General features: G+C 54.8%; 21 protein-coding genes. 8 read left to right on the forward strand and 13 right to left on the reverse strand.

Features of this window, described 5'->3' with window-relative positions; genetic code table 11:
• Positions 1-39: 39 nt before the first annotated feature.
• From BUA85_RS01950 to tyrS, 5 genes are all read right to left on the reverse strand, one after another.
• Positions 40-930: a DMT family transporter gene (locus BUA85_RS01950; protein WP_072898870.1), complete on the reverse strand. Its 891-nt coding sequence runs from the start codon at positions 928-930 to the stop codon at positions 40-42.
• Positions 930-1349: a Fur family transcriptional regulator gene (locus BUA85_RS01955; protein WP_072898872.1), complete on the reverse strand. Its 420-nt coding sequence runs from the start codon at positions 1347-1349 to the stop codon at positions 930-932. Before BUA85_RS01955 ends, BUA85_RS01950 begins: the two co-directional genes overlap by 1 nt.
• A gap of 61 nt (positions 1350-1410) precedes the next feature.
• Complete coding sequence (locus tag BUA85_RS01960) at positions 1411-2259, reverse strand: PhzF family phenazine biosynthesis protein (protein ID WP_072898874.1); 849 nt, start codon at positions 2257-2259, stop codon at positions 1411-1413.
• A gap of 8 nt (positions 2260-2267) precedes the next feature.
• Complete coding sequence (locus BUA85_RS01965) at positions 2268-3413, reverse strand: flavin monoamine oxidase family protein (RefSeq protein ID WP_072898876.1); 1146 nt, start codon at positions 3411-3413, stop codon at positions 2268-2270.
• A gap of 4 nt (positions 3414-3417) precedes the next feature.
• Positions 3418-4668: a tyrosine--tRNA ligase gene (tyrS, locus tag BUA85_RS01970; RefSeq protein WP_072898878.1), complete on the reverse strand. Its 1251-nt coding sequence runs from the start codon at positions 4666-4668 to the stop codon at positions 3418-3420.
• A gap of 63 nt (positions 4669-4731) precedes the next feature.
• On the opposite strand from tyrS, the gene BUA85_RS01975 reads away from it, so the two are divergent.
• A complete protein-coding gene (locus tag BUA85_RS01975; RefSeq protein WP_072898880.1) occupies positions 4732-5832 on the forward strand; it encodes an anhydro-N-acetylmuramic acid kinase in 1101 nt (366 codons plus the stop codon).
• 184 nt (positions 5833-6016) lie between these two features.
• Here the strand turns inward: BUA85_RS01975 and BUA85_RS01980 are convergent, their stop codons facing one another.
• Both BUA85_RS01980 and BUA85_RS16655 read right to left on the reverse strand, forming a co-directional pair.
• The gene (locus BUA85_RS01980) at positions 6017-7576 is read right to left on the reverse strand and encodes a trimethylamine methyltransferase family protein (protein ID WP_072898882.1); all 1560 of its coding nucleotides are present in this window, start codon (positions 7574-7576) and stop codon (positions 6017-6019) included.
• Positions 7577-7615: 39 nt separating this feature from the next.
• Positions 7616-7810: a hypothetical protein gene (locus BUA85_RS16655; RefSeq protein ID WP_131802754.1), complete on the reverse strand. Its 195-nt coding sequence runs from the start codon at positions 7808-7810 to the stop codon at positions 7616-7618.
• 230 nt (positions 7811-8040) lie between these two features.
• On the opposite strand from BUA85_RS16655, the gene BUA85_RS01990 reads away from it, so the two are divergent.
• Positions 8041-8652 (forward strand): outer membrane protein, encoded by a 612-nt coding sequence (locus BUA85_RS01990; RefSeq protein WP_072898886.1) that lies wholly within the window; start codon positions 8041-8043, stop codon positions 8650-8652.
• A gap of 15 nt (positions 8653-8667) precedes the next feature.
• On the opposite strand, the gene BUA85_RS01995 is transcribed toward BUA85_RS01990, so the two are convergent.
• From BUA85_RS01995 to soxR, 3 genes are read right to left on the reverse strand one after another with little or no spacing between them, the layout of a single operon-like run.
• Complete coding sequence (locus BUA85_RS01995; RefSeq protein WP_072898888.1) at positions 8668-9486, reverse strand: isocitrate lyase/PEP mutase family protein; 819 nt, start codon at positions 9484-9486, stop codon at positions 8668-8670.
• 15 nt (positions 9487-9501) lie between these two features.
• A complete protein-coding gene (locus BUA85_RS02000) occupies positions 9502-10674 on the reverse strand; it encodes a pyridoxal phosphate-dependent aminotransferase (protein WP_072898890.1) in 1173 nt (390 codons plus the stop codon).
• A gap of 31 nt (positions 10675-10705) precedes the next feature.
• A complete protein-coding gene (soxR, locus tag BUA85_RS02005) occupies positions 10706-11143 on the reverse strand; it encodes a redox-sensitive transcriptional activator SoxR (protein ID WP_072898892.1) in 438 nt (145 codons plus the stop codon).
• Between the two features lie 236 nt (positions 11144-11379).
• Between soxR and BUA85_RS02010 the strand changes: the two genes are divergently transcribed.
• Positions 11380-11763 (forward strand): VOC family protein, encoded by a 384-nt coding sequence (locus BUA85_RS02010; RefSeq protein ID WP_072898894.1) that lies wholly within the window; start codon positions 11380-11382, stop codon positions 11761-11763.
• Here the strand turns inward: BUA85_RS02010 and BUA85_RS02015 are convergent.
• Positions 11760-12089: an MmcQ/YjbR family DNA-binding protein gene (locus BUA85_RS02015; protein ID WP_072898896.1), complete on the reverse strand. Its 330-nt coding sequence runs from the start codon at positions 12087-12089 to the stop codon at positions 11760-11762. The genes BUA85_RS02010 and BUA85_RS02015 overlap by 4 nt on opposite strands.
• A gap of 37 nt (positions 12090-12126) precedes the next feature.
• Between BUA85_RS02015 and BUA85_RS02020 the strand changes: the two genes are divergently transcribed.
• Both BUA85_RS02020 and BUA85_RS02025 read left to right on the forward strand, forming a co-directional pair.
• On the forward strand, positions 12127-12384 hold the full coding sequence (locus BUA85_RS02020) for a VOC family protein (protein WP_242648975.1): 258 nt from the start codon (positions 12127-12129) through the stop codon (positions 12382-12384).
• A 145-nt stretch (positions 12385-12529) separates the two neighbouring features.
• A complete protein-coding gene (locus BUA85_RS02025; protein ID WP_083526161.1) occupies positions 12530-13051 on the forward strand; it encodes a DUF1697 domain-containing protein in 522 nt (173 codons plus the stop codon).
• Positions 13052-13375: 324 nt separating this feature from the next.
• Here BUA85_RS02025 and BUA85_RS02030 read toward each other — a convergent pair whose 3' ends face one another.
• Positions 13376-14326: an AraC family transcriptional regulator gene (locus BUA85_RS02030; RefSeq protein ID WP_072898898.1), complete on the reverse strand. Its 951-nt coding sequence runs from the start codon at positions 14324-14326 to the stop codon at positions 13376-13378.
• Positions 14327-14476: 150 nt separating this feature from the next.
• On the opposite strand from BUA85_RS02030, the gene BUA85_RS02035 reads away from it, so the two are divergent.
• The 3 genes from BUA85_RS02035 (at position 14477) to BUA85_RS02045 (ending at position 16410) form a co-directional block, all read left to right on the forward strand.
• Positions 14477-15022 (forward strand): flavodoxin domain-containing protein, encoded by a 546-nt coding sequence (locus BUA85_RS02035; RefSeq protein ID WP_165611570.1) that lies wholly within the window; start codon positions 14477-14479, stop codon positions 15020-15022.
• A complete protein-coding gene (locus tag BUA85_RS02040; RefSeq protein ID WP_072898901.1) occupies positions 15019-15417 on the forward strand; it encodes a DUF4345 domain-containing protein in 399 nt (132 codons plus the stop codon). Before BUA85_RS02035 ends, BUA85_RS02040 begins: the two co-directional genes overlap by 4 nt.
• Before the next feature lie 531 nt (positions 15418-15948).
• Complete coding sequence (locus tag BUA85_RS02045) at positions 15949-16410, forward strand: hypothetical protein (protein ID WP_072898902.1); 462 nt, start codon at positions 15949-15951, stop codon at positions 16408-16410.
• Positions 16411-16654: 244 nt separating this feature from the next.
• Here the strand turns inward: BUA85_RS02045 and BUA85_RS02050 are convergent, their stop codons facing one another.
• Complete coding sequence (locus BUA85_RS02050) at positions 16655-17590, reverse strand: NAD(P)-dependent alcohol dehydrogenase (RefSeq protein ID WP_072898903.1); 936 nt, start codon at positions 17588-17590, stop codon at positions 16655-16657.
• Positions 17591-17632 lie beyond the last annotated feature (42 nt).

A 17632-nucleotide genomic window follows, 5' to 3' on the forward strand; every position in this document is an offset into this window, starting at 1 on the left:
AGGAGATCCTATGGGAGGGTGTTAGCGTTATCACGGGGTCTATACCGTGCCTGTCCCTGAAGGGGAAGTCTTGCGCAGGCGCGCCTCGCGCAGCAACGTAAAGAGGCCTGAGGCGATAATAATTGCAGCGCCGATCAATGTGGCTGCGTCGGGCCGTTCGGCAAAGAAAGCGTAGCCAATGATCAAAGCGAAAAGCATCCGAGAGTAGCGGAAGGATGAGATGATCCCCGCATTACCATCTCGGGTGGCCGCCACAATCGTGAGGTAGGCAAGAATACCAATCACCACGGTCGCCGCCAAAATCAGGGATTGTTCGAAGTTCGGTATCACGAAGGACTGCCCTTGGCTGTAGGCCAGCAAAACACCAGCGGGGCACAGCAGGGCAAAGGTATGCGTCGCCAGCTGCACGCCGCTGAGATCAACGGTTAGGCCGCGGGTCAGCAAGTCTCTGGCTGCGAGGCCGAGCATTCCACCAACGGCCAAGAGCGTATAACCATCAAACCCTTCCGTTCCGGGACGGATGATGATCATCACCCCAATGAACCCGATGATAATCGCGATCCATCGTCGCCAGCCGATGGTTTGGCCAAGAAACAGCGCCGCCCCCAGCGCCACGACAAGAGGCGTCGCTTGGATCACCGCCGATGCAGTTGTCAAAGGGATCAGCGACAGCGATGTGACAAAGAAACACGATCCAATCACGTCGCTTAAACTGCGCAAATTCACGCGCCGATCCAGATAGCCGTCATTCCAAAGCGGGATGCCGCGGGCCACAGACCAGACCAAGAACAGGATCAACGCGCCACCACATGTCACAGTGATAATCTGCCCGACGGGTATGTCATCAGCGACGGATTTGATCAGCGCGTCTTCGATCGCAAAGAATCCCATGGCCAGAACCATGAACGCCGCACCACGCAGGTTTTCCATCAGTCGTCCGTCTTTTTCAGTGGGACGCCATAAAGCTCCAACCGATGCCCCATCAGCTTATAGCCAAGTTTTTGCGCGATCTTTTCCTGCAAGGCTTCGATTTCTTCATCGACAAATTCGATTACATCGCCGGAATGGACATCAATCAGGTGATCATGGTGGTCCCCATCCGCCGTTTCATACCGCGCGCGCCCATCGCCAAACTCGTGCTTTTCCAGAATGCCGGTTTCTTCGAAAAGCTTCACTGTGCGATACACGGTCGCCAACGAAATCCCATCGTCCTGCGCAGAGGCGCGTTTATACAGCTCTTCAACATCGGGATGGTCGTCTGACGCTTCCAGAACCAAAGCAATTGTACGACGTTGCCCGGTCATACGAAGCCCTTGTGCTTCGCAACGCGCTAAAATGGTATTTGTCATAGAGGCCTCAGGTCAGTCGCGTGTTTGTGTCATACCGCCACAGGTCAGAGGAGGGAAGGCGTTAGAGCGTTAAAACTCCCGACATCGTCTTCACTGCCTGACCCCCAATCGTGATACCCACCGGATCACCATCCGCCGCCGCCGAGATCAACGACAGTCGCCCCATGTCTTCGCCCTGTCGAATGTCCAAATCGAGCGGTCCGCCCAAACGGTCATGCAGCAGAGCGGCCAATGCCGCACAGGCACTGCCCGTTGCTGGGTCTTCAGGGATATTATCAAGGGGCGCAAACATCCGTGCGTCAACGGCGGTCCCGTTCCGCACATAGGCAAAGATCGCAAAATCCAACCCGGTTGGATAGCGCTCTTTCCCCTCTCGAATGGCATCTATGGCAGGGGCGCAAGCGGCTAATGTCACGCGATCCGTCACCTCTACCATTGTAAAATGCAGACCTACACTGGCTTGCACGGGCAGGTGGGTCGAGGTCGCAATCGCGTCGGTGCTCAACCCGAGGCACCGCGCCACCAACTCGATTTCCGGCTCCGCTGCGACCTCAAGCGGGAGATGCGTGGTAAACGACGCCTGATCGCCGTCAAACCGGCAGGGGATCGGCCCGACGCCAAGCTCCAACACCATATCGCCTTGATGCCCCATGTCTCGCAATGCAATCGCGGTGCCAATGGTCGGGTGGCCTGCAAAGGGGATTTCCATCGTCGGCGTAAAAATCCGCACCTTAGCGGTATGTGCCTGATCAACTGGCGGATACACGAAGGTGGTTTCCGAGAAATTGAACTCCCGCGCAATGCGTTGCAGGCTGTCCTCCGGCAAAGCGCGCGCATCAGGGATCACCGCAAGCGGATTTCCGGCAAAAGTAGTGTCCGTGAAGACGTCATAGACAAGATAATTGGTCATGGTCTTTCTTACCCCAGGATACGCTCCACCGCATCTACACCCGAATATGCTGCCCCCTGCACGGTCGATTGCGCATCCCCGCCCAATGCTTCTCCGGCAAAGAAGATGCGTCCGTTGATCGGGGCTAAAATCTCTTCGATATCGTAATCGCTGTTGTTGTCCATCGAATAGCTGCCACCAATATTCGGCTCCTGCGACCAGAGTTTTGTAACAGCGCTTTCGAACAAGGCTCTGGGCGCACCGTCATAGATCGCGTCCAATTCCTCCAAAACCGATTGCACCAAATGGTCCGCGCTCAGTTGGCTCCACGGCAAGGCACCTTGTGCAACGTTGAACAGCCCTAGGACATTGTCGGAGGTGTCTTTGCCAAAGGCCGCGTTGTAGTAGAGCTTGCTGTCCCAACTGTCATCCGTCTGTTCCCAAACACTGCCTTCGACAAGAATGTCCGGATAGAACTGCTCGCGGAACTTCAAAAACACCTTCAATCCTTGGCCAAAGCCAACCTCGCTCAGCGCTTCAGATTTCCAATCCTCAAAACCGGACGCAATCTTGATACGACCCGATTGCAAAGCCGAGATCGGCGTCGCGACGATCACACGGTCAGCCTCCAACACATCTCCAGTTGTCGTCCGCACTCTGACGCCATCTGCACTATGTTCGATCCAATCCACACCCGTGTTCAACCGAACCGACGGCGCAATCTTTTCCATCACAAACCGCTCAAAAAACCCGTACCATGTTGTGTCGAGGAATTTTGTTTCCGCATAGGTGAACCGCAGCAGGTTGCGGTTGCGCAGCCGACCGCCATCATAAAATTGATAGGTCTGCGGACGATACACAATCGTTTCCACATCGGTCAGCGTCCAGCCGAGCCCCAAAATATCGCCCAAAACTTCAGGATCGTTGTGAATCCACTCCGCCCCCAGATCAATCGGGAAATCGGCCAGCGTCGTGTCCCGCGCCATACGCCCACCCAACACGTCCGATGCTTCCAATAGCACCACGTCAACACCTGCATCGATCAACCGCGCCGCCGCTGTCATTCCGGCAGAGCCGCCACCGATCACAATCACCCGCTGCACAGTCTGCGCAGTCAAAATCGCCGGAGCCGCCAACGCCGCCCCAGTTGCCAACAGAAACCCGCGCCGTTTCATGGAATTATCCCAGCTGCACCAAACTGTGCCGCTTCTTGCCTGCGCTCAGCTTAATCGGGCTGGCAAGCATCTCTGCATCGACCATCAGCCCCGCATTGGTCAGCGGCTCATCATTCAACTTCGCGCCATTCTCAGCAATCAAACGCTTCGCTTCTTTACCGCTGCCCGCGAGGCCGGATTTCACAATCAGCTGCACAATTGAGACCCCGTCGCCCAAATCTTCCGCGCTCAGCGTCAGCGTCGGCAGGTCATCCCCAACGCCACCCTTTTCGAACACTTCACGCGCGGTTGCTTCCGCCGCTTTGGCCGCATCTGCCCCATGCAAAAGCGAAGTCACCTCATTGGCCAAAATGATCTTCGCTTGATTGATCTCAGACCCTTCCAAAGCGCCTAATCGATCACAATCCTCTACCGGCAGTTCAGTGAAAATCTTTAGGAACTTGCCGGTATCTGCATCCGTGGTATTCCGCCAGAACTGCCAGAACTCATAAGGCGACAGCATATCGCCATTGAGCCAAACGGCTCCCCCTTGCGATTTACCCATCTTGCGCCCGTCGGAGGTGGTCAACAAAGGCGTTGTCAGCCCATAAATCTCCTGATCCAGCACCCGCCGTGTCAGATCGATCCCGTTGACAATATTGCCCCACTGATCCGACCCGCCCATCTGCAACAAGCAGCCATAGCGGCGGTTCAGCTCAAGGAAATCGTAGGCCTGAAGGATCATGTAGTTGAATTCTAGGAACGACAACGATTGTTCGCGGTCCAACCGTGATTTCACACTTTCAAATGACAGCATACGGTTGACCGAGAAGTGCCGCCCGATGTCGCGCAAGAACGATAGATAGTTCAGATCATCCAGCCATTCTGCGTTGTTCAGCATAAGTGCGTCCGTCGCGCCTTCGCCATAAGTCAGGTATTTGGCGAATACTTGTTTCATGCCCTCAATGTTTGCGTCGATGGCCGCTTCATCCAAAAGCGGGCGCTCATCTGATCGGAATGAGGGATCACCGACTTTTGTTGTGCCGCCACCCATTAGGGTGATCGGCTTGCCGCCGCACTTTTGGAACCACCGAAGAACCATGATGTTCATCAAATGGCCCACATGCAGCGATTTCGCCGTCGCATCATAGCCAATATAAGCCGGCACCACACCGCGGCTCAACGCATCGTCAAGGCCTTGATAATCGGTGCAATCGGCCAGAAAGCCGCGCTCCATCATGACAGAGATAAACTCAGACTTGGGATGGTAGGTCATGGTCTTGTTCCTAAAGGCGTTTCACTGCACTCTATAGGCTGCAGTGTCGGGTAGGGAAAGTGCATGTTGAAAAATCGCGTGGTGCGGGCTGTTGGGGCCATGTCGGGCACATCGCTTGACGGCATTGATACCGCCGAAATCCTGACCGACGGCCACACGATCCGGGGCTTTGGCGATCACAGCTACCACGCCTATACAGACGCTGAACGCGCCGCGCTGAAGGCCGCTCTCGGCCAATGGTCCGAAGAGGTCGCCCCGGAAGTGGTCGAGCTCATTGAAACCACCCATGCTGCCGCTCTGAAACCCTATGAACTTGCGGACGTCATCGGCTTTCACGGCCAAACTTTGGCGCATGACCCAAACGGCCGCGGCACCCATCAGGCGGGTGACGGGCAAATCCTTGCTGAGGTCTTGCAGAAACCAGTCGTCTGGGATTTCCGCACAGCGGATGTCGAACTTGGCGGGCAGGGTGCGCCTCTGGCCCCATTCTTTCACTTCGCCCTCGCCAAATACCTCGAAGAAACTGCGCCCATCACCTTTCTAAACTTGGGCGGCGTTGGCAACCTCACCTGGGTCGACCCGTCGAAAGAGAAGCCAGAGGAGCCAGATGCGCTTCTCGCCTTCGACACCGGCCCCGCCAACGCACCTATCAATGACCTGATGCAAAGTCGCCTTGGCCAGCCTCACGACGACAACGGCGCTTTGGCGAAAGAGGGCACCGTGAACGGAGAGATCGTAGCGACGCTCCTCACACACCCTTATTTCTACAAAATGCCGCCAAAATCACTTGACCGCGACACGTTCAGCGATCTGGCCACTGCCGTCGCGCCGCTCTCAGATGCAGACGCCGCCGCGACCCTGACCGCGGCCTGCGCGCTGACTATCTCTGAATCCATGCGCCACTGCCCGAAGCCTCCCACCAAACTCTACGTCTGCGGCGGCGGGCGTCAGAACGCAACCTTGATGGAGATGCTCCGCGTCAGCATCGACACGCCCGTCCATGTCATCGAAGAGGCAGACCTCAACGGCGATATGATCGAGGCCCAAGCCTTTGCCTTCTTAGCGGTCCGCGTTCTCAACGGCTTGCCCACCAGCGCCCCTAGTACCACCGGCGCCAAAGCCGCCATTTGCGGCGGCACGCTCAGCGTCCCACGCCACGCATAGTTGAACTTACAGGAGCCTCCGGCGGAGGGTTCAAGGCGATAAGAAACGATGCAGTGCATCGTTTCAGCCTAAGAACGGGCGGAGCCCTAACAAAGGCTCAAAAAACGAACGCTCACCACACCTTCCTCTTGCCTAAAATACCTTGGGGGAGGCCCGAAGGGCCGGGGGCAACGCCCCCAAACCCTTATTGAACCGGCAGATGAATATTGAACCGTTCGCGAATAGCCGCATCCACATCGGGGCTTAACGCCACCCGCGACCGTTCCGCTAAGATCTTCTCCTTTTGCGCAATCGCTGTCTTGATCAGGTCAGGCTTATCAAGCTCCTGCCATTCTTTTGGCGAGGTGCGATCGGCAACCTCAGGGTAGATGTATTCGGTTTGCATCAAAGCCAGCGTCTGATCTGACCCCAGATAATGCCCCGGTCCGCCCATGCAAACAGAGCGCATCGTGTCCAAGCCAAGCGTGGCTTCATTGACCTCAATCCCGCGCACGCAGCGCATCGCTTGGCCCAAAAGGTCATTCCCCAAAACCAGCGATTCATGGCAAAAGCCCAGCAAAGACGCGTGCATCCCTGCCGCTTCATAGACCATGTTCAACCCTGACAAACCGGCCATCACGTTGGAGCACATCTGCTCCCATCCGGCCTGCATGTCCGGCAGTTTCGCATCCGCAATCCCCGCAGCCGCCCCGCCGGGCAAGCCAAGAAACTGGTGCATCTGCGCGCAACCCGCTGTCAGCAGCGCTTGTTCGCCAGACCCGCCCGACATCGCGCCGGTGCGCAGATCACTGACAAAGGGCCAAGTGCCAAAGACCGCCGTATGCCCCGGCTTGATCGCGTTGACATAAACGACACCGGCCAGACATTCCGCCACGGCCTGCACAATCGCGCCCGCAATCGGGGCGGGGGCAGTCGCACCGGCTTGTCCAGCGGACAACAAAAGCACCGGCATGCCGCCTGCGATGCAGTTCTCCATCACCTGACAGCTCTCGGTGGCGAATTTCATCGGCGGCACCACAAAACAGTTGGAGTTCAGAACAAACGGGCGCTCCCGCCATGCCTCTTCACTGCCTGCCATCATATGAAGCATCTCCAAACAGTCGCCGACAAAATCAGGCTCCGTGAAGGAGGTGCCCACGTGTTTCGTGGTGCCCGAAACGCAGGCGTAGATGGTGTTATAATCCATCTCGCGGTTGTCGGTGATGTCGCGGCAGACCATCGGGCGTTGGAGGAAATGGATGTTGTCCATTTGCTGCACGATCTTGGCCGCATCATGCAAATCCTGCACCGTACTGTCGCGATAGTTCCGGCCTTCGACATCAACCATGTGCACCGCGGCCCCAGCCGTGCCGAAATGCACATTGGTGCCAGTGAGGTGCATGTCGTACTTCGGATCACGACCGTAGAGCGTGACGTCCTTCGCAGCTTTGCCGAGCATCTCTTTGACCAACCCGCGCGGGAACCGCAATCGGCCGTCTTCGCCCAAGATCGCGCCCGCACCGACCATGGCGTCGATGCCAGATTGCGGGGCGTCAATCAGGCCGATTTCTTCGAGGGCCACAAGTGCTGCTTCGTAAATCGCGTCTACATCGGCATCGGAGAGCGGTTTGTAGGTGCCGCCAGCCATGCCAGCGCGCACTGGGCGCAAATCTTCGGCCAATTTCGCAGACCGCAAAGCCGTACGCGCTGCACGGCCGCCGGACCGACGCGGGCGACCAGCACGTTGGGGGGATTCATCATTCATTTTGGTGTCTCTTCGTTCGGGTTGGGAAAATGAGGTGGCTTACCCGAACACTGGACGCCCCCGTGCCGCACGGCCGCGCCGCGCACCAATGGTGCGGCTGATCAATGCGATCCTGACCCGGCTGCGTTTCAAATCTGCGTCTCCCTTTGGATCAAACTGCCCAATCGCGCACCGCGCCGCTTGCCCAAATCCGACGCCATGTCGTTTTTGAACCAAAGCGAAACCACCGGTCATCCAAGGTCGTTTTTCAAGGGCAAAAATCTGTGATGAGCAAGGCCCAGCCGGTCGAGCGCCCCTTGCGCGGGGCACCGCCAAATGGCGCTTCGCGAGCCAGATTTTGCCATAAATTACAAGGCTTACCGCGGAATATCGCCGGTCAAAAAACGTGTTGAATGGGCTGGTTGTGGTTTGGATTTGCAGCACCGATGTGAGGGTTCTCCCAACCATATTCAGGAGTTTTAGAAATGGTTCGTAATTCCCTTATCATCTCAGCGATTGCCCTTGGGGCCGCGACAACAGCGCAGGCCGGTTCCCTCGCTGATCCCGCCGTCGAAGCAGCGCCAACGCCGGTTGCGGTTGTCCCTGTCGTAGCGCCAACGCCTCGCGGCAACGATTGGACAGGCTTTTACGCAGGTGCGCAACTCGGCTACGGCCAGTTGGAATCTGAAGCATTCGACGAAGACGCAGAAGACCTGCTTTACGGTGTACACGCTGGTTATAACTACGACTTCGGCAATTTCGTCATCGGCGGTGAAATTGACTACGACTGGACGCAAATCTCAGACAGCGGCTCTGGCATCGATCTTGATAACGTGGCGCGCTTGAAACTGCGCGCAGGCTATGACGCGGGTGAATTCCTGCCTTACGTAACTGTCGGTGCCGCACGCGCCTTCACTGGCGGCGCATTGGACGCAAACGATGATGGTCAGTTCTTTGGCGTAGGCCTAGATTACCAAGTCGGCTCGAACCTACGGGTGGGTGGTGAAGTTCTCCGCCACGAGTTTCAAGATTTCGACGGAAGCGGCGCCGACATTGAGGCGACAACAATCGCTGCGCGTGTCAGCTACAACTTCTAATCCTTAGGCAAGACATCAGCTCTGACCTGTCAGCATCTTATCGACGATATCAGAGCTGATCGTCTGCTTAAGGCCGGTGAAATCCCCATCCTCGATCATACTCTGCCCCAAATCGTGCATCACCCGTTGCGTGGTCCGCGCTAAGGCTGACCCGATCGAGATCCGCGCCACGCCTGCGTCCCCAAGCGTGGCGCGCGTTTCTTTGCCCATTCGACCCACGGCAAGCACGTTGACAGGTTTCGAGAGGGTAGAGGTCACGCGCCGCACCGCATCCATATCCGGCAATAAGGGCGCATAAAGGCAATCCGCACCAACCTTTTCAAACGCCTGCAACCGTCGAAACGCTTCATCGACATCATAGCGACCCGTCAACACACCATCTGCCCGCGCGGTCAGAACAAAATCCTGTGGCAAAGCGCGCGCTGCACTCACCGCCGCTTTGATCCGCTCAACTGTCAGATCAAACGCGTAAGCATCGCCAGAGGGGAACATCGTATCTTCGATGCAAATCCCCGCCAGCCCAATCTCTGCCGACAAACGTACCGTTTCGGCGCAAGTGTCCGGATCATCGCCAAACCCATTCTCGAAATCCCCTTGAACGGGCAGGGCGGTGGCCGAAACAATCTCTTGCGCATGGGCCAAAGCGTCATCACGGCTAACATCACCACCGTCTGGTTTGCCCATCAAATAGGCGTGCGCGGCGGAAGACGTCGCCAATGCCTTTGCACCCAAAGCGGCCATCATCTTGGCCGTGCCCCGATCCCAGACATTGATCATCACCAGCGGATCTCCGGGCACATGCAAGCTGCGGAAGGTTTCACCGATAGCGGTCATGATCTGTCCTTTCTGTTATTTTGCCTTTTCGTTCGCAAATGAAATCAGGGTCTTAAGTGCCTCGACATAGCGCGTGTTATCAATCGTCATCGCCACGCGAATATGCCCTGCCGCTGCGGCGCCAAAGCTTTCACCCGGCATAACCGCGATCCGGTGCTGATCCAGCAACGCCAAAGCAAATTCCTCGCCGCTCATGCCGGTGGCGCGAATATCCAGCATCACATACATCGCCCCATCCGCAGGCACCGCCCGCACGGCGTTTTGCCCCGCCAAAGCCTCCAAGGTCAAAGCCCTGCGGCGGCGGAAGGGGGCTGCGACTTTCTCTTCATGCGCTTCGCCAAGGTTCAAGGCAAAAAGTGCTGCATCCTGCACAAATCCGGCAACGCCATATGTCGTGCTCGTCGCCAGATCGATCAGCTTCTGGATCGCTGCCTCAGACCCGCAAATCCAACCGCAGCGGCTACCAGTCATCGCATGGCTCTTTGACATCGACCCGATCACTAACGTCCGCTCCGCCATATCGGGCAGGGATCGTGGGCTGATATGTTCGCCTTGCCAAACTTGCGTGTCATACACCTCGTCTGAGATCAGCCAGAGGTCATGGTCTTTGCACACGCCTGCGATCCCCTCCAACGTCTCGCGGCTATACACAACACCTGTTGGGTTGTTCGGACTATTGATCAAAAGCGAACGCGCTCCATTTGCCTTGGCGGCAATATCCGCCGCATCCGGCTGGAAATGCCGCTCTGCCCTTGCTTTGATCGGTACAGCTTTCGCACCGACACCGCGCAACGACCCTGGGTAAGTCGCGTAGTAAGGATCAATGAAAAGCGCCGTATCGCCCTCATCACAGACCGAATGGTGTGATGCAAAAAGCGCCGACTGACCGCCGGGCGTGATGATGATATTATCCCGCGTCGTCGGCACGCCGGTCCGCGCTTGAATGCGGCTGGCCACAGCATCGCGCAACCTATCCGTTCCAGGCACCATGGCATAGCCCGTATGCCCGCCCATCGCGGCTTTGTGCATCGCCTCCAAAATCACCGGATCGGTACGAATGTCATGTTCGCCGATGGTCAGTTCTGTCACCGGAATGCCCTCAGCGATCATCCGACGCGCCTTATAGAAAACGCCCCATCCGTCGGAGCCACCGCCGACTATTCCCGATATGCGATTAGATAGTCTCATAGGCGCACTCGGCCTCAGAGCGCGGGGGAAGTCAACCCAAGTTCAGCTTGCGCGGCCCAACTCCTGCACGCCCCTCCACATCGTCGGGATTGTAGAGCGCGCACACCTCCAACGACAAACACCCGCAACCGATACACCCGTCCAACCGATCGCGCATATCCTGCATCTTGGCGATCCGCGCATCGATCTTTTCCGCGATGTTCCCCGAAATCCGCGCCCAATCGGCCTTGCTGGGCGCTATATGCGCCGGAAGATCGCGCAAATGCACAGCAATCTCATCCAATGAAAACCCCAGCGACTGCACCGCCATCACAAAGGACAACCGCCTGATATCTTGCCGCCCATAGCGCCGGTGCCCGCCCGCATTGCGCACGGGGACAACGATCCCATGGGTTTCATAAAATCGGATCGCAGAGACGGCCAATCCCGTCCGCGCCGCCAAATCGCCAATCGTCAATCCTTGCACCATGAAAATAATCCTTGATCTCAAGTTAACTTGAGAAATGAAAAAGGATTCGCACAAGAAAATCCAGAGGAGAGCGCCATGAAACGCTTTTTGACACAAACCTACTGCGCAAAGCCGCATGAACTGGCCGCATTGGCCCGCGATGGGATAGGCTGGGGGCACGATCTACACTGCGGCTCCTTCCGGGCACCCAAAGCACCCCACGTAACATCCTTCCAGATCGGAAAAAGGAGAGTAAAATGAGCCGCTTAGAACACGTAAACATCACAGTCAGTGACACCCACAAAACCGCGCAGATGCTTAATGCGATCTTCGGCTGGCACGTGCGCTGGGAAGGCGCGTCCATCGACAACGGCTACTCCATGCACGTGGGAGAGGAGGACACCTATCTCGCCCTCTACGCCGGACCGAACGAACAAAAGGTCACCGAGGATGACGCCAGCTACGGCACGCGCGGCGGCCTCAACCACCTAGGCGTCGTGGTCGATGATCTTGATGCGGTGGAGGAACGGGTCAAAGCCTACGGATTCGAACCACATTTCCACGCGGATTATGAACCCGGGCGCCGGTTCTATTTCTACGATCACGACCGGATCGAGATAGAGGTTGTGGAATACGGCTAAAGCGTCTCGCGCAGCTTCTTAGGCAGCGCCTTCACGATGATATCGTAGGATACCAGAAGGCGGTGCCGAAGCTCTTCTTCCGGCGCATCAAACCCGACCAAGACCCAGCTCTTGTGGAAATAGGGCGCCTTCACCGCAGCCCCCGCATCGATCAACATCGTCGCGGTCTCAACGCTGTCAGTCTTCACACAAACCCCATCAATCCGATCTCCAAAACACGCAAACATCTTGCCTCCGACCTTCCAGCTATCAAGCTCCGTCGTGGGGGCAGAGGCTATAGCCCCCGCCATCTTAGCGCAGATTTGGTCGATCAGCTGTCGTGTCATGTCGCCTCCGAATGGTCTGCCATAAAGGATAAGCCAAATGCTCGTAAACACCACCAATACCTTTGGAATCATCCTCGGCACAGAAAACTACGATGCCTGCCTATCATTCTACCGCGATACGCTTGGTCTATCCGTCTGGTTCGACAAAGGGCATCTGTGCTGTCTTAGGTTCGGAGACGGCTATCTGATGATCGAAACCGGTGGGGTTGCCTCACTTTGCCTAAAGACCAACGCTCAAAATCCGACGGTGTTGCGATTTAACGTCGAAGACGTAGCCGCGGCCGCAAACAATTAGAGGGACAAGGGTGTCGAGGTTGAAATCAAATCGTTTGATTGGGGGCAGGTTGGCACGTTTCAGGATCCTGACGGAAACAAATGCGAGCTCAAGAATGCCGATTATCCCTACTTTAAATGACCGTGGACCGGATTTGTGATATACTATGACCATGAATACCACATGGATCGCCCTTTTGCGCGGGATCAATGTCGGCGGGGGGAATAAACTGCCGATGGCGGACCTGCGCGCCATATGTGAAGGCATCGGCTGGCAAAACATCCGCACCTATATCGCCAGCGGAAATGTGGTGTTCGAAGCCGACGGCGCGGCAGAGGCTTTGGCTTCCAAGCTCCACCAAAACTTGCCCCTCGACGTGCCCGTCCTCGTCCTCAGTGCCCATGATCTCGCCAACCGCTTGGCCCATTGCCCCTTCCCAAACGGAGCTGGCAACACCGTCCACGGTTTCTTCTGTCTTGATGCGCCCGATGTCGATGAAGATGTAATCGCGCAGTTTGCCACAACAGAAAAAGTCATTGTTCAAGGCCACACCGTCTGGCTCTATGCTCCCGACGGTTTCGGTCGCTCGAAACTTGCGGAAAACTTTCATCGCGTTGTCACAAGTACGACTTATACAGCTCGAAATTTTAACACCATCCGTAAGCTCGTGGAGATGAGTTGTGATTAGTGCCTGTACGTCTGTATCGAATTGCGGTGTTGCAAGATGAGTAAGGCTATAAGCATAAGTTGTGAGCGTCCGTTCTCAGCACCTTTACGCCGTTCGCGGCTTAAGCAACAAGCATTTATGAACGCGAATGATCATGAAGCAACTAAAAGGGTTTCAAGGAGACTACCTAAGTCTGTTCGCAGGTCTGCTAATCCGGCGTGTGTCAAAGCCTCCATTCCAATTAACGCACTATAGAGAATTACCGAATTTGTTCGACCAACTGCCGGGTCTGTTCCACATTGCTTAAATAGTGTTCCAAGATACTCAATCCGCAGGGTGTTCACTTCAATTTCTTCTGCGGTAACCTGGAGGGACACCAAAGTTCCTTTTGAAAGCGCGGCCAAACGCTGGTTCTGATCCATAGCCAACCCGCATGGCAATTTCCCCAAGGGATAAATCAGTTTCATCCAGTAAAGATATCGCCAAGGACAAGCGCCATTTAGTCAGATAAGTCATAGCGCTTTGCCCAACCATTTCAGTGAAGCGGGCAGAGAAAGCTGAGCGCGAAAGTGCTGCCTTTTCGGCCAATGTTGATACCGACCATCGAAGTTCGGGCTGTTGATGAATATAGGCTAGAGCGCGCCCAATCTTTTGGTCGCGCATGGCCGCTAGCCAACCTTTACGCGCATCAGGTGCAGTGTCGAGCCACGCACGGATTGCTTGAATAACTAGAATATCCGCCAGGCGAGTAAGTACAGTCTCGCCACCCGGCCGCAAACTTGCTGCCTCGCGGGATACGTAACGCATGGTGCTGTCCATCCAACCATCTGTTTCTTGATCCCAACGATGGTGGAAAATTGCATTTGGGAGTTGCGCAATGAGGCGTTGGGCAATTTGATTATCAAAGCGCACAACGCCATAAGTAACACGAGTCAGGTCTCCAACCTGGCCATACTGTAAAATCTCATAGTGATCCGTAATTTGAGTGACGGGCAGGTTGTGGAGTGGTACGACCCGAGTGTCTGTTGCGCTGCGCAACTGATGTGGCAGCCCATGCGGTACAAGTGTTAGGCTGCCAGTTTCTAGCCAGCGCCCGTCGGTTCCCTCCATTTCGAACCATATTCGCCCCGACGTCACCACCATAAAACCCATCAGTCCGCCGAGGTTGGGAATTTCTATCCCCCAGGGCGCGCGGAGTTCTGCGCGACAATAAAGTGTGCCCCTCATATGCATGGCATGCAGCGTTTCACTGAGTGGATCTAGGGCCTGTGGCGGGGACGTTGTTGGATGGGTCATGCATAGTGAATAGCGCAAATTATCTCGCCCGTCTCCAGAGTTTGGACGAATGGTACAGAATACTGGATGATGTGTAATTTATAGATCGATGCAGTTGGGCTATCTGCAAGTCGTGCCCCACTAACAGGCACTACCAAAATGGAGCTCAAAATGGCGAACCAAAGAGTGCTGGTAACCTACGCCATTGGTCATGGTTCCACGGCCTCTGTGGCCGGTCTGATCGCTGAGGGTTTCAAGGACTTCGTCACAGATGTCGATGTTTTGCACATCGACGCCGCGGCGAACCCTAATCGTTACGATGCCGTCGTAATTGGCAGCCCCATTCGCTACGACAGATGCCTTCGCTGCGCCAATGCATATGTTGAAGCCCACGAACTGGCGCTAGCAACCCGTCCAGTCGCATATTTTTTTACTTGTATGGCACTGTCTGTGCCTAGTGGCAACGCACAAGGCCGGCGCTATGCCGAACGGATCGCAGCACAAAATAGAAATGTAACACCGGTCTGCATCGGCCAGTTTGCTGGCGCGCTTGACTTCGAGAAATTTCCGGGCCCGATGCATTTGCCCGTGCGCCTTCTCTTGAAAATTCTGGGTGTAAATAGTGGTGACTTCTTAGATCCTGATGCGATCCGGATCTGGTCACACCACTGCTTCGCCTCATTCCAACTGAAAGAAACCAAGGAGACTAAGCTATGAATTTAACTTTCTTGCAAAAGGGCACGCTTGCGCTGTCTGGGCTGATCGCAATGGGTATCGGTGCAGCCATCCTTTTCGCGCCTGCAACTTTTTATGGGCTCAGTGAGGTTACGCTGCCTGACGATGTGAACCTTCTCAACGACATACGAGCGTTTGGCGGAGGTTTGGTCGCTGCAGCGGTTTTCATCAGTTTGGGTCTGGTACAAAGAAACTTGATCTTGCCATCACTTATGGCCGCAGCAATCGTTTTCGCAGGTTTCGGCTTGGCCCGTATCTGGGCGATCAGCGTCGATGGTGTTCCAGCGGCCACGTATGTCTGGGTATTGATAATTGAACTCTTTGTGGCAGCCCTAGCTGCTTTTGCTGGGATAAAAACGTCGAATACACAAGTCTGACCGTACTAACTATAGAAAACTATGTAGGGTGTTCCCCTAGGATAGGTTATCATAAACAGCAGGTGATGGCTGCTTTCACGGAGATGGCTGGGTGTGTGATTTCATATAGGTCGCGTGTCTGATTGCAATCTTCTTTTCGCCAGCCTCGACATTATTTCATCAAGAACTCATAGCTTCTATTCTAACTTAGGGAATGAGAAGTGCAGAGTTTTGACGCATGCGAAGGTTGCTAAAATTTGACGTTGTTAATTCTTTTGACCATAACCGCTCCAACCATGAAAGATCGCTATCCTGCCGATAAACACTTGGACCCAAATGTACCGCTGCTTCTTCTATTTAGCGACAGATTTATTCTGGATTAGTTTATGCCGCTTGCTTTAAAGACGACTCTTGCAAGTTTTTCAGACAGTGCTGTTTGCGCTTGTCCTAGTTGAACGCGAATAGTAGGCGGATTGCAATCGGATCGATTTTGAAAGCAGCCTTACAGGATTTTCCTGCAAGTGGTTGTTATACGACTAGGAGCTTTATCCAATGCTAAATCGTGTTTTTCCAGCTTCGTTTGATAATCAGTTTCCCGGTCAGAACGTCGCGCTCTACGTCTTTTATGCGCTGACGGCGCTGACCCTTTGGCGCAGCCAGCATCATCTATTTGCAGATGATGGCGGAGCCCAAAGCATAGCCTCGATCCCGCTAGATACCTATTCAAACAACGCTGCTGATACGGTGGTTGGGATTTTCGGGTTGTGGGGGGTGTCACAGCTGATAATCGGCCTGATCTATTTACTTGCAGCAATCCGGTATCGAGCACTGATCCCTTTTCTCTACCTACTGTTTGCGCTTGAATACGCAATGCGACTTTGGGTCGGCGCGAATAAGGCAATCGAAACAGTAGAGACCGCGCCCGGCAGTGTGATTAATCTCCCCTTCATGATTGCGGGTATTGCTTTGTTCGCGCTCAGTATCTGGAACGGTAAAAATAACTCAGAAGTTTAGCGATAATATTTTGAGTTTAAGTAATTCCAGCTTGCCAAAATTTACAATTCCAGAAGGGACTCAAAACGGTCGTTCGCTTCATCCAAACAGATGACAGCTGTTGCATACAAATCAGTTACCCGCAGTCAATAAGTCTATCCCGCAAAAAAGTGGCTCTTGGCAGTGGAGAGGTGCTCAACCTAAACTTAAAGCCAGTCATTTAAATGGGTATTCCTGATGACGATAGCGAAACCTGTCTGCTCTATTATCGAAGTCGCATAACGGTTCTCCCAAGTTGTCCAGGTTGCTGCAATGAAGCGAAAGCTTGTTCGAAGTCCTCGAAGTCGAATTCGCGAACTGGTCCGACACTGAGTACACCTTGTGCGATCTGTCCTGCCAGCTCCGTAAGTAGAGTGCTGTCCCCACGGTCCACAAACAAGTAGCCGACCTTTTGCCTGCGAAACTTATTTCCTGCGATGGCGAGAAGATTTTTCTGAGGATTGGTGGGGACAAAAGTACCATGGGGTTTCAAGAGATGGCGGACATCGCGAAACATGTACTGGTTAGACAGTTCCAGAACCACGTCGAACTGATTGATCATCTGGTCGATGGAGGTTCTTCGGTAGTTTACTACTTCGTCCGCACCCAGTTCTTTCATAAGGTTCAAACCATCTGGACCAGAAACACCGGTGATAGCAAGTTGCATATGGCGTGCAAGTTGGGTTGCATATACGCCCAATCCCCCGCTGGCTCCGAGGATTAGAACAGATTGTCCTCGTTTCAGTTGAGCAATATCCCGTAGAGCCACAAGGCTTGTTTGCGCTCCAAGTGGAAATGCAGCTGCTTGCGAAAAACTTAAGTTTTTGGGCATTTTTGCGATGAATGATTCAGGAATACTGACAACATCCTGGTGGGTCTTTGGGCCCTTCATTAGATGCGTGTACCCGAAAACCTTTGTGCCTGTCGGAAATTTCGCGCTACCCTCAGCTACCGTACCGGAAAACTCTAATCCGGTGCGCACGCTCGATCGTGCTCGCGCAAGCTTAATGAACAAGTCGAGATCCCCTCGGGCAATATCGGCATCAGTGGGGTTCAAGGAAGCGTAATGGATTTGGACCTTGACCTCGCCTTCTTGACGAACGGGTTCAGGAGCGCCGCGTATAAGCGACAGTTTATGATTAATGTTTTGAAGAGCTCGCATAAAAACTTCCTCTAGATTGGGTCATTTGACCTATTTTGTGAT

The sequence above is a fragment of the Cognatiyoonia sediminum genome (genome assembly GCF_900129845.1).
Taxonomy (GTDB): domain Bacteria; phylum Pseudomonadota; class Alphaproteobacteria; order Rhodobacterales; family Rhodobacteraceae; genus Cognatiyoonia; species Cognatiyoonia sediminum.